Origin of the sequence: Pseudomonas fluorescens (assembly GCF_902497875.1) — a bacterium.
Classification (GTDB): domain Bacteria; phylum Pseudomonadota; class Gammaproteobacteria; order Pseudomonadales; family Pseudomonadaceae; genus Aquipseudomonas; species Aquipseudomonas fluorescens_BR.
This window is the reverse complement of sequence record NZ_CABVHY010000004.1, coordinates 137,877-151,207: the sequence shown is the minus strand read 5'-3', so window position 1 is coordinate 151,207 and position 13,331 is coordinate 137,877. Positions and strand designations below refer to the sequence as shown.

Genomic DNA, 13,331 nt, shown 5'->3' with positions numbered 1-13,331 from the left:
GGATATTCCAAATAAATATTACGGTGCAATCTAAAGCCCCCTGCCCGCAACTCTCGTGCCGGGGGCGTAATAGTCGATTGACGCTGTGAATTAGCCGGAAAAGGAGTTCAAAACCATGAATCTTGCCAATCGATTTGGTCTCAAGACCAGCGTTAGCGTGTGTGTTTTTATGCTTGCAACAGCAGCACATGCCGTCCCCCAGGGACAGAAAATCTACACTCAAGGGGGCGAGTCACCTGCAGCCATGGCCTGCGCCACCTGTCATGCAGATAATGGGATGGGCACCGCTAGCGCCGGGTTTCCCCGTTTGGCGGGCCTGCCGCAAGGTTATCTGGTCAAGCAGCTTGAGGATTTTCGCTCAGGCAAGCGGACCAATGCCGTGATGCAACCCATCGCATTGGCGCTTACCGATTCCGAAGGCAAGGCTGTTGCGAGCTATCTTGGTGCTTTAGATACCGCGGCTTCGAGCGCTGATTTAGATTCCACAGGAAGTATTGGCAGCGCCGCTGAAAGGTTGGTGAAACAAGGAGACTGGAGTCGCAATATTCCTTCATGTGTAGCGTGTCACGGGGTGGGTAGCACTGGAGTGGGAGAAAGTTTTCCTCCGCTCGTTGGCCAGTCCGGTGTCTACATCGCGGCACAGTTGAATGCCTGGCGTAGTGGTACGCGCAAGAATGATCCCAATGACTTGATGAGTCATATCGCGCGCTCGCTGAGCGACACTGAAATTAAAGACTTGTCAGCCTATTTCGCCAACCTGAACGGGGAGGCCAACCAATGAACTTTCCAGCGAAGATATTGCTCAGCGTAGCGATAGCTGTACCTCTTTTAGCAGCGAAGACGTTTTACGAAGAGCGCGACATGCTGCCAGTAGCGATGGACTCGGTCACGCGTCCAAAAGTTGAAAATGCTCACAACGATCCTGTCGCGGTTGGTGAGCCGGCCAAGCCATTCAGCCCTTCGGTTTTTACTCCGCCTCAAGAAGCGGAGCTTCCAGACAACGCATTTGGAGAGATGGTGCGGGAAGGGCGAGATATTTTCGTCAACACCCAGAAAAATGCACCTGAGTTTGTTGGTAATGGACTTAGCTGCAGCAACTGCCACCTCGATCAAGGTCGTATGGCGAATTCAGCTCCTCTTTGGGGAGCTTATGGCATGTACCCTGCCTTTCGAAAAAAGAACAACAAGGTCAATACGTTTACAGAGCGCCTGCAGGGCTGCTTCGAATTCAGCATGAACGGCAAGGCACCCCCGAGTGATAGCCATGTAATGAAAGCGTTAAGTACCTATGCTTATTGGCTGGCGACCAAAGCGCCTGTGGGTGTGGACTTACCAGGACGCCTCTATCCTGTTATCCCTGCCCCGGAAAAAGGTTTTGATCTGGTTAAAGGGAAACAAATTTATGCCGAGCAATGCTCCATCTGCCATGGCGGGGAAGGGCAGGGCCAAAAGTCCGCCGGGAAATTCGTATTTCCACCACTTTGGGGTAAGGACTCTTACAACTGGGGGGCGGGCATGCACCGTATCAATACTGCTGCCGGCTTTATCAAACAAAACATGCCTCTAGGTAAAGGCGGTTCGCTGACCAATGACGAAGCCTGGCATGTGGCTGCTTACATCAATAGTCATGAGCGACCTCAGGACCCACGCCTGGTCGATGGTTCCGTTGAAAAGACCCGCGAAAAATACCACAAGGGTGATGGCGTAAACTTGTATGGAGAGTCCGTTAACGGCGTGAAGCTGGGGCAAGGTATCAACTAACCACATGAAAGTCGGCAGGTGTTCAGTCGATCCATGCACCACAGGTTGGACATCAACTCATAGCGCCTAAGGGCTGACGGCATTGGTGCTGTGTAGTAGTCAACAATACGATGACCGTGGCCGGGGCCCTCTCTGGCAGCGGCTCCGTCAGCCAGATCGGTAGCCATGTCGAATCGGCCACCGGTCAGGCTTTGCAATACTTTTGATTGAGCGTCAGCCCCGTAGCTGATGAAAAGCTGCTAATGCCAGTTCTTCCTTTAGAAATGCGACAAAACTGTCGCTCAGGCTCGATTTGCTCGCGCTCCTGGAGCGTATCAGCCATATGTCGAACAGAACCTGTGGCTCGAACGCACGCACCACAATGCCCATGCCGAGGTTCTCTGAGGCGCTGATCGGATCGACGACAGATACGCCCAGCCCTTCGGCGACAATTGCGCAGGCCGCGTCGGATTGGCCGGTTTCTATACGCAAGCGACGGGGGATTTGCCTGTCATCAAAGATTTTATCGATCAGTACCCGGGATTGGTCATGAGGCCCTAAAGAGATAAAGGGTTGGTTCGCCAGGTCGCTAGCGTGGATCGTTTGCTTGGATGCCAATGGATGATCGGCTGGAAGTATGCAAACGGCTCTCAACGCCATCAGGTGCTCGCTCTCTGTTTCCTCGCGGTCGGAAGGGATGAAGCTCAGTCCGATTTCCATCTGTTGGGTAGCCACTGCGTCGATCAGGCTTCGTGAGCGCATGCTCTGCAGGTGAAACTGCACATCGGCGCGGTCCCGGCAATAGCGGGCGACAATCCGCGGGAGCAGATTGCGCGCAATGATGGGAAATGAAGCGATGCTTAGCGCCCCCCAATGCTGTTCCCGTAGTGATGCGGCCACACGAGCCACTCGCTTGACGCCTGCGAACATGGCTTCCACTTCCACAAGGAGCGCTTGGGCTTCCCGTGTCGGTTTAAGACGATTACCAACCCGCTGAAAAAGTTCAAGATCGTAAAAACTTTCCAACTGATAAATGAGCTGACTGACAGCCGGCTGTGACACGTGCAACAGCTCGGCGGCACGGCTCACTCCGCCACTTGTCATGACAGCACGGAACGCTTCCAGCTGGCGGATGTGCATAGACACCTCTCCATAAGATTAACTTATTCACCATTAACTAAATAATATTATCTCTAATGATCATTGGCTGCCTATGATCTTCTCCATCGAACATTCACAAAAATCATAAAAGGGGTGTCGAAATGCTCGAAGTACTCAAGAAGTTGTGTGTTGGGGTGGTCGCGATGGCATCGGTTAGCGCAATCGCGATGGCCGACCAGCTGGAGGATGTTAGAGGCCGCGGCACGTTGACCGTCGGAATCAAAAACGACTATATGCCCTTCGGTTTTCTTGATCGCGAAGGCAATCTCAAAGGCTTTGAAATTGATCTCGCCGAGGCTGTGGCCAAAAAAATTCTCGGCCCGGCGGGCAAAATTGAATTTGTACCTGTTGTGGCCAGTAATCGTATCGAGTTGCTCAAGGCCGGTCGCATCGACCTGGTTCTCGCAACGTTGGGCGAGACGCCCGAGCGCGCCAGGGTAGTGGATTTTACCGACGCCTATTACTCCATGGCCGGCATCGTACTGCTGGCACCGAAGGAGACGACGGTAAAGACCTGGGACGACACCAAAGGCCGAAAACTCTGCGGTGTTCAGGGAAATATGTTTAACCGCATCCTCTCGGAAAAGTACGGGGCGCAGCCCGTGTTGTTCTCCGGAACTTCCGAGTTGTTCAACGCCTTCAAGGATGGTCGTTGCGAAGGGATCGCTTTCGACGGACCGATTCTGCAGCAAAAACTCAGCGATCCTGATTGGGCCGGCAAGTACAAGATCGCCCTTGAGACCTTCAGCTACATCCCCATCGCAGGTGGCGTGCGCAAAGGCGAACCGGCCTTTCTCGAAGCTGTAAACAAAGCCATCCGCTCTGCAGCAGCCGACGGCGTCATGGTGAATGCCGAAAAAAATTATTCGATGGGCACCAGCGACTATGTGACCAAGCGGGCTGACGACGCCAAGGCGTCAGGATTCTAAATAGCGAACCGAACAGTGGCCCATTCACAGTAGGTATGTCATCGATGTTACTTGGACTCGATTTTAGCTGGCTAGCGGATCCGGTGTATCTGCGCTGGTTCGCCACGGGCCTGGGCACCACACTTGCGCTAAGCCTTATTGGCACCCTGTGCATGTTTATCGTAGGCATCGTCGGGGTGGCGACCATGCACTTTAAAGTACCGGTACTGGCGCAATTGACGGTGATTCTGGTTGACCTCTTTCGCAATACCCCGCCGCTGGTGCAGTTGTTCTTTCTCTATTTCATGCTGTCGGACCTGGGCGCGACTGTCACTGACCCGTTGAGCGGCGGATCCATTCCCTTGTTCAGCGGGTTCACCTGCGTAGTGATGTCGTTGGTGCTATTTAATGGTGCGATCGCTATTGAGGTGCTGCGCTCGGGCATTGGCGCCGTGCCCGTGCAAACGGTCGAGGGGGCTCGCAGTCTGGGGTATACCCGCCTGCAAATCTTTCGATTGATCGAACTGCCACTCGCGCTGCGCCTGACTATTCCGGGGATGACCAACAACATTGTCAGCCTGATCAAAACATCGGCCCAGGCATCGCTGGTCGCGGTCGCGGACGTGATGTACTACGCCACCCAAGTCATGCTCGAGACCTTCCTCAATATTGAGGTAATGATCGTCCTTTGGGTCGTCTATCTGTCTATCGCTACGTTGGTAGCGTTGGCCGCTCGAATGATTGCGCGCTCGGTAATGATTCCTGGTGTTGGGGTACAGCCATAATGAACGGGTCAATCAGATATAGCGGATTAGGTTTCTTTGGCGTGATTGCCTTGATCGCCGGCATCTTTTATTGCGCTTATGGCAAGGACAGTGCAGAAGCTTTTCAAGTACTGGTATCGCGCTCTTCGTTACTACTGACGGGAGCCGCTAACTTCGAAAGTATGGGAGGAGGATTTACCGCCAACATCTTGATCAGCCTATGTGCAATGGCGATTTCTACTGTACTGGGAGTACTACTTGGCTCAGGCATGACTTCGCACAACGCGGTGATACGCGCGCCTTGCGTAGTGCTGATGAACATCATGCGAAACTCGCCGTGGCTGGTGGTGCTTTACGCAATGCTTTACCTGATTCCGTTCCGCATCAGCGTAGGGGGCGTCGAGTTCTGGGTCTCGCCATTTTTCAAGGCCGTGGTCGGCTTGTCGGTGCCCGTGACGGCGTACATGGCTGAAGTTTTCCGTAACGGGATTCAGACCATTCCCTCGGGTCAATGGGAGTCGGCTTTGTCGTTGGGGTATCGGCGGGGGGCCATTCTGCGGCGCATTGTCCTGCCACAAGCCTTCCCGCAGATGTTGCCAAACATCATGACCACCTACGCCATGCTGTTCATTGGAACCAGCCTGGTGGTCATCACCGGAACCTCCGATGTGCTGTCCATCGCCAAGACCGTGATTGCCAGCGATGGCGATCGTTTCGCCACCGCCATCTACCTCTACATCCTGTTGATCTTCTTCAGTTTTTGCTACCCGATTTCGGTGGCAAGCCGTGCCCTTGAAAGCCATCTGAGACGGAATCGCTGACATGAACAAAACTTCAACGCCCATCGTATCGCTTTCCGGCGTCCGTAAATCCTATGCAGATATCGAAGTGCTGCGCGGCATCTCACTGGAAATCGACGCTGCAAGCGTGGTGTGCATCGTCGGCCCATCGGGCTCCGGAAAGTCGACGATTCTTCGCTGCATCAACGGTTTGGTGCCGATCGACAGCGGCAGCATCCGGGTCGGGGCACACCAGGTAGAGAGCTTGCGAACAGAGAAGTCTCTGGTCCCGCTGCGTCAGGAAGTGGCGATGGTGTTCCAGCAATACAACCTGTTCCCGCACCGCACGGTACTGGAGAACATCATGATGGCGCCCATCCAGGTGCTCAAGCATGCCCGTGATGAAGTCCGTGGACGAGCGCTTCGGCTGCTGGAAAAGGTACAGCTATCAGACAAAGCGGATTGTTACCCCGGTTCGTTGTCGGGGGGACAACAGCAGCGAGTCGCTATCGCTCGTGCGCTGGCAATGGAGCCAAATATCATTTTGTTTGATGAGGTGACCGCCGCGCTCGATCCCGAAATGGTCAAGGAAGTACTCAACGTCATCAAGGACCTGGCCGATGGCGGCCTGACCTGTGTGCTGGTCACCCATGAAATGCGCTTTGCGGAGGAAGTGGCCGATCACGTGTATTTCACGGACAAGGGGGTGATCGTTGAACACGCACCGCCCTCCGAGTTTTTCCACAACCCTGTCGATCCGCGCCTCAAGGCGTTCCTGGACAAGGTGCTCTGACTGCAACCCTCAAAGCGGAGAAAACCTATGGGATTCAAGATATTGGTGCCCGACGCGCATCTGCGCGACCTGGCGGTCGAGCGACAGGTTTCCAAAGAGTTGTTTGATTACACCGTCTATGACGAAACCAGTGCGCACGCGATACCCGAAAGTGACTGGCGGGATTGCGATGCCGTGCTGCTCTGGCACCGAATGCAGATCGACAAGTCAGTCGTCGAGATGCTGGACAACTGCAAGCTGATCGTTCGTGTCGGTGTGGGCTTTGACAACGTTGATATCAACGCCTGTCGCGAGCGGCACATCCCGGTATCCAACGTGCCTAACTACGGCACGACAGAAGTCGCCGACCATGCCGTGGCCATGTTGCTTTATCTGGTACGCGGCCTCGGAACATATGAGCGCAGGCTCAAGGCAGACCCGGTCAATGGGTTCGTGGCAGAGAATGTGCCTGTCGTGCGGCGTATTCGGGGGGCAACCTTTGGTGCTATCGGCATGGGCCGTATCGGCACAGCCGTGGCGCGCCGCGTTGCCGCGCTGGATATGCAGGTCATTTACCACGACCCCTTGCTTCCCGAGGGGCATGAGTTGGGCCTGGGTTTCGAACGGGTCAAGACGCTCGAAGAACTGTTGGCACGGGCGGACGTGGTCAGTCTGCACGTGCCCCTGTCGAGCAGCACGCGAGGCATGGTGGACGATACCTTCCTTGATATGTGCAAAGACGACAGCATCCTCATAAACATCGCTCGTGGTGGGTTGGTCGACATCAATGCGGTTGAGCGCGCATTACGCAGCGCGAAGCTGGCAGCCGTCGGGCTGGATGTGTTGCCCAATGAACCGCCGGTACCGCTGCCCGCGCTTCTTGAGGCATGGCGCAATGAGGAGCCGTGGCTGGCTGGACGCCTGGTCGTGACACCGCACTCAGCGTTTTACTCGCAGGCTGGTTACTTGGACATGAGGTGTTTTTCTGCGCAGATCCTGGTGGATTACCTGGTGCACAAGACGGTGCGCAACAACGTAAACCCCGGTTGGCAGAAGTAAGCGGTAGAGCAGGGCGCCACTCCATAACTGATCAAGAACTCTGGATAGAATGACTATGGCTTTCGAGCGGATAGATGCGCAATTTCGCAAACTGACAGTCGATGAACTTAACGCTTGGCGCTCCATTGCGCCCGCGGTTGCGTCCGATTGTATGAACAGAACCCAGGTGATGAACTCGACAATCAAGTCGATTTCCTCCGGCGCCATCCTGTGTGGGCAGGCGCGAACAGTCACCACAATGGTCGGCGACTGCGCCAGTGTGTGCGAGCTGATCAGCATGGCCTTGCCCGGTGAGATCGTTGTAGTCGACGCCGGCGGCGTGGAGGACACGGCCGTGTGGGGCGGCATCATGACCGAGGAAGCGGTACAGCGCGGTATTGGCGGTGCGGTGGTATACGGCGCGATACGCGATGTGGCTGACATGCGCGAATTGGGATTCAACATGTTCTGCAAGGCCATAGTGCCACGCGGACCACATCACGGGTTCGGTGGCGTCATCGATGGACCTATCGCGGTTGCCGGTGCAGTCGTACGTCCGGGTGACATCGTGTTGGGTAATGACGACGGTGTCGTCGTCGTACCATTGGAGCGAGCAAGCGAAGTATTGGCTGCGGCCCAAGCCCACATCGCCAAAGAAGTCGATTGGATCGCGGCCATCAGACGCGGGCAAACTATTCAGGATGTGTTCAACTTTTCGAAATCGCACGTTCGCTAAGCCTTTTCCAATTCGTTTGAGCGGTTGCCAAGGGGGAGGGGATAGACCCTTGGGTTTTAATATCCGGTCGTTCGAATTATTTCTTTCTGTGGAGCGAGTCTTGGAATGAAATGCACACCCGATTTTGGCACCAAAAGTGTAATCGTCTACAACCAGGCGCAAACAGCGAAATTGCTGGATTGGCACTCGCTGGTTGACGCGTTGAAGATTGCCTCCCGCGAATTAATCAGCGGGGAAATTTTAAGCCCTGAGCGGATGGTCGTACCGTTACCCAACAATGGCGTATTGTTAAGTATGCCAGCTGTTGCAGCGGATATTGCGACGCACAAACTAGTCAACGTTCAACCTGCCAATAAGCGAAATGGGTTACCGACCATCCACGGGCAAGTCAGTGTTTTCAATGCTCAATCAGGGGAACCACGTTTTATTCTCGATGGGCCCGAGGTGACAGGGCGGCGTACAGCCGCTGTATCAATGCTCGCGCTAGAAACCTTCATGAACAGAACTCCAGAATCCATTCTGATTATTGGGGCTGGCACCCAGGCTGCCTATCACATCAAAGCGATCAATGCGCTATATCCTGATGCTAAAGTCTGGGTGTGCGGAATTGACTATGATGAGACGAGTATCTTCTGTGAAGCAAATAAAACCACTCATCATAACCTTGAGGCGTGCGCAGCAAATAAAATGCCTGATACCTCGTCAGTCATTACCCTGACGACCAGCAACGTAGCTGTTTACAATGAAAGGGCGCGCACAGGGAAGTTAATAATAGGTGTAGGGGCATTTACGCCGCAGATGTGTGAAATAGGTAAAATTACGTTAGCGGGTAGTGACCTGTATGCCGATGATCCAGTGGGTGCCCGGCATGAGGCTGGTGATTACATTCAAGCCGACGTTGTTTGGGAAAAGGTGCGTTCTTTGGCCTCGGCATTAGATGTTCCACCCGTGCTAGATCGTCCCGTCGTATTTAAAAGCGTGGGCACTGGCGCGTGGGACTTGGCTGCATGTCGTGTAGCCAACGCCGCTCTAGGGTTCTAAGGGTATATTTTAAATAACTCGAATAAATCGAATCTGCGGGGTGAAATCATAACTCCCAATTTTCCGTTCGATCGCAGTTGATTGCCTTTCGGGATGCTCTTGGTCTACCAGTAAGGTGTGCGGCGAGCGGAGTGAACATCGCAGAACGACGCGTTGCCAGGATCGCCAAGTCGATCTAACCACGCTCGAAACGCTTGGGAACGGCGAGAAATTGGGTATGGCAGAGCTCATCCGATTCGAATGCTCGGCATTGGGAGGGAAAGGTTTTGAGGAACATTGGGATCGTAGGGATTACTGAAGATTGGCCGAGGGACGATTTCCATACACGCGGTGGTGCAAGGTGACACAATGCGCGAGATGGAGCATGCAATGCATTGAGGAGACCAGGATTCCGGTTAACCCTTTACCAGTCCGATTAATTGTCAGTGCTCACAGTACTAGAAGGCTGGCAGAGCGTCGATTCACCATGAGTGTAATACACGATTTAACTTATGGGAGATGACCGGCTGTAAGTCTTGGTTTTGAGACTCGTGAGCCAGAAACCAGGTTAGAGTGTTCATCAATGTCTGTTAATAAGGCCCCTCCACTCGATTCACGTAGTCGCGCCAAGCGGTTCCAGCGAACGAACAGGGCAAAAAAAACCGTATATCAATCGTTATGTGAAGAATGAATCGTCCGCTGTTTGTTTCTCTAGATGGGCCCAAGGGAACCGGCAAAACCACACTGTTGGAGGCCGTTACGAAAGTACTGAGGGCAGACAACAAAAAGGTGATCCGACTTTGCGAGAAAAAAAGCGATCCCTATAGGGGTGAAACAATGGCCCTCGTTAACAAACTCGTCAGAAATCCCACCCAGGATTTGGCGTTGGAGGTTTGTGAGCGCTTTGCTGAAAGCCGTGCCTGGATTTCCCAGCACGTGCTGGCTAAACAGCCACCAGGCAGCATCATCTTGATCGATCGTTGGTACCCGTCTGATGCCGCGTTTCGCTGGACAGTCCCGTTTGCAGAGATTCTACAGTTGAACATTGATCGAAACGTGCGAGTGCCAGACCTGCATGTCGGGGTTGTCACCGCCCCTGATATTTCATGGGCGAGGGCAGCGGCACGACGGCGTGGGCTGAGCAGTACTGTGATCCATAAGCTGGAAGAACATGTCGCTTGTACCAAGGCGTTCGAGCGAGCGATTGCAGATCACGGCTGGGTTTTATGCCGTAATGAAGGAACGATCGAAGACGCAACGATGCAGGTGATTTCTGAGATCTATAAAGTCCTGATGCCCCGTAGGCGAAGTTCGCTGCGCCGGCCTTGATGAGGTTGAGATAGCCGTAGATATAGATCCTTAGCAGGATCGAAGGGGTTATTTGTCGCCGCAGCGGTAGCCGGCTGACGCTTTGATCTGGGTGCCTGTCATCGAACTCTGAGCCGAAGCTGCCCGGGGTGGGTCTTACATGATCAGACGGTTCGAGCGTCGATTGCTGGAGATGTATGCCAAGAGGAAAGCGGACGGTAGGGAAACGGACAGGACCTATGCGCACCTGTAGAGTAATACCTGATTTAACATAATATACATTATGCGTAGTGCTGTATGCTGACGTGGGGGGCTCGGGTGGTCAGATTTGAAGCCTAGGGCTGGCCTTCGAGGTCGTCCAGGAACGACTCCTCAACGTTAGGCCTGAGCGCGCCGTAGAACTGAATGAACATGTGTTGGCATCCACGCTTGCGGTAATGCTCGACGACCTTGCGAATCAACTCGGCGAGTACCCGGGTCAGAATCGTATCGTAGGACCTCGCGCTGGATCGTAGAGACCTTTCGATATTGATCAATCAAACTCTCGTAGCGATCAAGGCCGACACGGCGGCGCGTAGATTCAGGAATCGCATGGAACAGCGTTAACACGTCGTGCTTGTCTGGTTTATCGGTCAGCACCTTGCCCAATTGCTGGTGATCGGCATGCGCGGCGTTGATCAAAACCATATCAAGCTTATAAATTTCGTTAGCTTTTCCAGCGTTATCATCTTGAGTCGAAACAAAGCTACTCAGAAAAATCTCCATGCCCGCCACGGCATTCACCAGGGCTTCATCCTTTTGCAGAGAGTCCTGCTGCGATACCTCGGCAGCCTTCAAATAGCGATAATCGCTCTCGACCATCCAGCCTGGAAAATGCTCCATTACAGCCTTCTCTTTTAGTATGGGGAGCCGCTAGTCTAACGGAACGAGTTTTCCCTCGGCGCAAGAACTGGGCAAGTTCACCCCTCCATGCATGCATTGCTAATAACCAAAAGTTATAACTCAACTAAACAGCTATTTAGTTGAGTTAATAGTTAGCGTATTTTCACCGTAAAACAGGCTTTGCCCGAGTTAGACTATGCAGTGTCGAGTTAGCGAGTTAAACGCCATGCTGTTTTCGCTGCTCGGTTTAAATGCTCATCTCTCATACAAGCTCCCTCCTCCTTATTCGCTTGAGGTTATAGGCCAGCAGGTGAAGGCCACACAGCAGTCGATGACAAACACCACCTGATCATCGCGGTCACCAATATTGGCAATGACCGAGCACAACTGAGCAATACGGCGAATCAGGCGCGTGAAGAGATCGGGTCGAGTCACTGACGATGGTTGCCGATCGATGCTATTACAAGGGCATGGAAATCGTTGCCTACGAGCAAACTGGTATCACCACTTTCGTACCGAAACCACTGACATCCAGCAGCAGCCGCTTCGCTCCAGGATTCAACCATCGACATGCCACAGACTCAGTGAAATCCATGTAGGTGGCGGATGCTCCCGTAGACCTTTCTCACTGCCAATTAACCGCGCCATAGCACACAGTTAATGGGCTTCAAAAGTTATGAAGATCTCAAGTCGTATTTGGACCACCCTCCCCTGAATCGCGTAGGTAAAATCTGTACGCGATTGATGAGGAAAATCTGTGGAGAACGACTTCCAAGCCTCGATACACCTATATCCGAATAACGGGTTACGGTGACCTGTCGATTGAGTATGTGAGTTACTGAATCGGCTGGAACCGCCTTGGTCGAGAGGTCCGGGAACCGGTCAGGTCTTCCCTACCCTTTATGCTAGAACGAGTTTCAGCTGCGCAGCGATGGAGACCGTGTTTCAAGGCGTGCCGAACGCGCCAGGCTACAAGCTCTATGCGAAAGCGAAGCTGCAGGGGCACCTGCATTAGATGATCCGGACTGAGAGGGCGATGAACCTGGTCGACCTGACCACCAAGTCATTGCGGCGGCTGGGCATCGAGCGCGCGGACTTGATCAACACAGGCCGAAATCACTATCCCTTCACCCGCAGCGGCGTTTTCTATTAAAGACTGGGTGCCAGAAATCACTTGCGGGGAAAGGGCTGACAACGCGTTCATGATCGCTCCCTGTTAATCGGCCAAACCGACCAGTTTGGCCAGCTCAACAGCGCGGTTGGCGTAACCCCATTCGTTGTCGTACCAGGCATAGATCTTCACTTGAGTGCCATTGATCACCAGCGTCGACAGAGCATCGATGATCGATGAGCGCGGGTCAGTGCGGTAGTCGATGGACACCAGTGGGCGCACTTCATAGCCGAGGATATTTTTCAGCGGGCCTTCTGCCGCCGCCTTGAGCAACGCATTGACCTCATCCACCGAGGTGGCGCGCTCCACTTCGAACACACAATCGGTGAGCGAGGCGTTGGCCAGCGGTACGCGCACCGCATGACCATTCAGGCGGCCACGTAGTTCGGGGAAGATTTCCGCAATCGCGGTGGCCGAGCCGGTGCTGGTCGGGATGAGACTCATGCCCGAGGCACGGGCACGGCGCAGATCCTTGTGCGGTTGATCGAGAATGCTCTGGGTATTGGTCAGGTCGTGAATCGTGGTGATCGAGCCGTGGCGGATGCCCAGGTTCTCGTGGATCACTTTGACCACGGGTGCCAGACAGTTGGTGGTGCAGGAGGCCGCCGTGACAATACGGTGCTGCGCCGGGTCGAACAGGTGCTGGTTAACGCCCATCACCACGTTCAGGGCGCCTAGCTCCTTGACCGGCGCACAGACCACCACACGCTTAACGCCCTGATCCAGGTAGGCCTGCAACACCGCCACAGTCTTCATCTTGCCGCTGGCCTCGATCACCAGATCGCAACCTGACCAGTCGGTGTCGGCAATCGCTTTGTTCGCGGTGACCTTGATGCGCTTGCCGCCAATCACTACATGATCGCCTTCTGCGCTGGCTTCGTTGTGCCAACGACCATGCACAGAGTCGAAGTTGATCAGGTGCGCATGGGTTACTGCATCGCCTGCCGGGTCGTTGATTTGCACGAACTCGAACTCTGGCCAGCCCCAGGCTGCACGCAAGGCGAGACGACCGATGCGACCGAAACCGTTGATACCTACTTTGATGCTCATGC

13 protein-coding genes and 1 pseudogene are annotated in these 13,331 nt (G+C 54.1%); 11 read left to right on the top strand and 3 right to left on the bottom strand.

The annotated features are described in order from the left end of the window. Positions 1–115: 115 nt before the first annotated feature. Positions 116–781 (top strand): c-type cytochrome, encoded by a 666-nt coding sequence (locus tag F8N85_RS05185; protein WP_150802591.1) that lies wholly within the window; start codon positions 116–118, stop codon positions 779–781. Then, positions 778–1,761 carry a c-type cytochrome gene (locus F8N85_RS05180; RefSeq protein ID WP_224795639.1) on the top strand — a complete coding sequence of 328 codons (984 nt, stop codon included), beginning with the start codon at positions 778–780 and terminating at the stop codon, positions 1,759–1,761. Before F8N85_RS05185 ends, F8N85_RS05180 begins: the two co-directional genes overlap by 4 nt. 213 nt (positions 1,762–1,974) lie before the next feature. Here the strand turns inward: F8N85_RS05180 and F8N85_RS05175 are convergent, their stop codons facing one another. Further along, entirely contained in the window at positions 1,975–2,880 is a 906-nt protein-coding gene (locus F8N85_RS05175) for a LysR substrate-binding domain-containing protein (RefSeq protein ID WP_150802590.1), read from the bottom strand. 122 nt (positions 2,881–3,002) lie between these two features. On the opposite strand from F8N85_RS05175, the gene F8N85_RS05170 reads away from it, so the two are divergent. The 8 genes from F8N85_RS05170 to F8N85_RS05135 all read left to right on the top strand — a co-directional run bounded on the left by F8N85_RS05170 (position 3,003) and on the right by F8N85_RS05135 (position 10,247). Further along, positions 3,003–3,830 (top strand): transporter substrate-binding domain-containing protein, encoded by an 828-nt coding sequence (locus F8N85_RS05170; protein ID WP_150802589.1) that lies wholly within the window; start codon positions 3,003–3,005, stop codon positions 3,828–3,830. A gap of 44 nt (positions 3,831–3,874) precedes the next feature. After that, a complete protein-coding gene (locus tag F8N85_RS05165; RefSeq protein WP_150802588.1) occupies positions 3,875–4,594 on the top strand; it encodes an amino acid ABC transporter permease in 720 nt (239 codons plus the stop codon). Beyond that, a complete protein-coding gene (locus F8N85_RS05160) occupies positions 4,594–5,394 on the top strand; it encodes an amino acid ABC transporter permease (RefSeq protein ID WP_150802587.1) in 801 nt (266 codons plus the stop codon). The genes F8N85_RS05165 and F8N85_RS05160 overlap by 1 nt, the downstream gene beginning before the upstream one ends. Before the next feature lies 1 nt (position 5,395). Further along, the gene (locus F8N85_RS05155) at positions 5,396–6,145 is read left to right on the top strand and encodes an amino acid ABC transporter ATP-binding protein (RefSeq protein WP_150802586.1); all 750 of its coding nucleotides are present in this window, start codon (positions 5,396–5,398) and stop codon (positions 6,143–6,145) included. A 27-nt stretch (positions 6,146–6,172) separates the two neighbouring features. Beyond that, positions 6,173–7,183: a C-terminal binding protein gene (locus tag F8N85_RS05150; protein ID WP_150802585.1), complete on the top strand. Its 1,011-nt coding sequence runs from the start codon at positions 6,173–6,175 to the stop codon at positions 7,181–7,183. Between the two features lie 49 nt (positions 7,184–7,232). Next, complete coding sequence (locus F8N85_RS05145) at positions 7,233–7,898, top strand: RraA family protein (protein ID WP_224795638.1); 666 nt, start codon at positions 7,233–7,235, stop codon at positions 7,896–7,898. A gap of 105 nt (positions 7,899–8,003) precedes the next feature. Continuing rightward, positions 8,004–8,939, top strand: a complete 936-nt coding sequence (gene lhpI / locus F8N85_RS05140) for a bifunctional Delta(1)-pyrroline-2-carboxylate/Delta(1)-piperideine-2-carboxylate reductase (protein WP_150802584.1) — start codon at positions 8,004–8,006, stop codon at positions 8,937–8,939. 666 nt (positions 8,940–9,605) lie between these two features. After that, the gene (locus F8N85_RS05135; RefSeq protein WP_150802583.1) at positions 9,606–10,247 is read left to right on the top strand and encodes a dTMP kinase; all 642 of its coding nucleotides are present in this window, start codon (positions 9,606–9,608) and stop codon (positions 10,245–10,247) included. 357 nt (positions 10,248–10,604) lie between these two features. On the opposite strand, the gene F8N85_RS05130 is transcribed toward F8N85_RS05135, so the two are convergent. Then, positions 10,605–11,108 carry a hypothetical protein gene (locus tag F8N85_RS05130; protein ID WP_150802582.1) on the bottom strand — a complete coding sequence of 168 codons (504 nt, stop codon included), beginning with the start codon at positions 11,106–11,108 and terminating at the stop codon, positions 10,605–10,607. A gap of 321 nt (positions 11,109–11,429) precedes the next feature. On the opposite strand from F8N85_RS05130, the pseudogene F8N85_RS05125 reads away from it, so the two are divergent. Further along, positions 11,430–11,647 (top strand): annotated as a pseudogene (locus F8N85_RS05125) (IS5/IS1182 family transposase); the annotation flags it as partial. A gap of 677 nt (positions 11,648–12,324) precedes the next feature. Here F8N85_RS05125 and F8N85_RS05120 read toward each other — a convergent pair. Beyond that, the gene (locus tag F8N85_RS05120; RefSeq protein WP_150802581.1) at positions 12,325–13,329 is read right to left on the bottom strand and encodes an ArsJ-associated glyceraldehyde-3-phosphate dehydrogenase; all 1,005 of its coding nucleotides are present in this window, start codon (positions 13,327–13,329) and stop codon (positions 12,325–12,327) included. Positions 13,330–13,331: the final 2 nt, after the last annotated feature.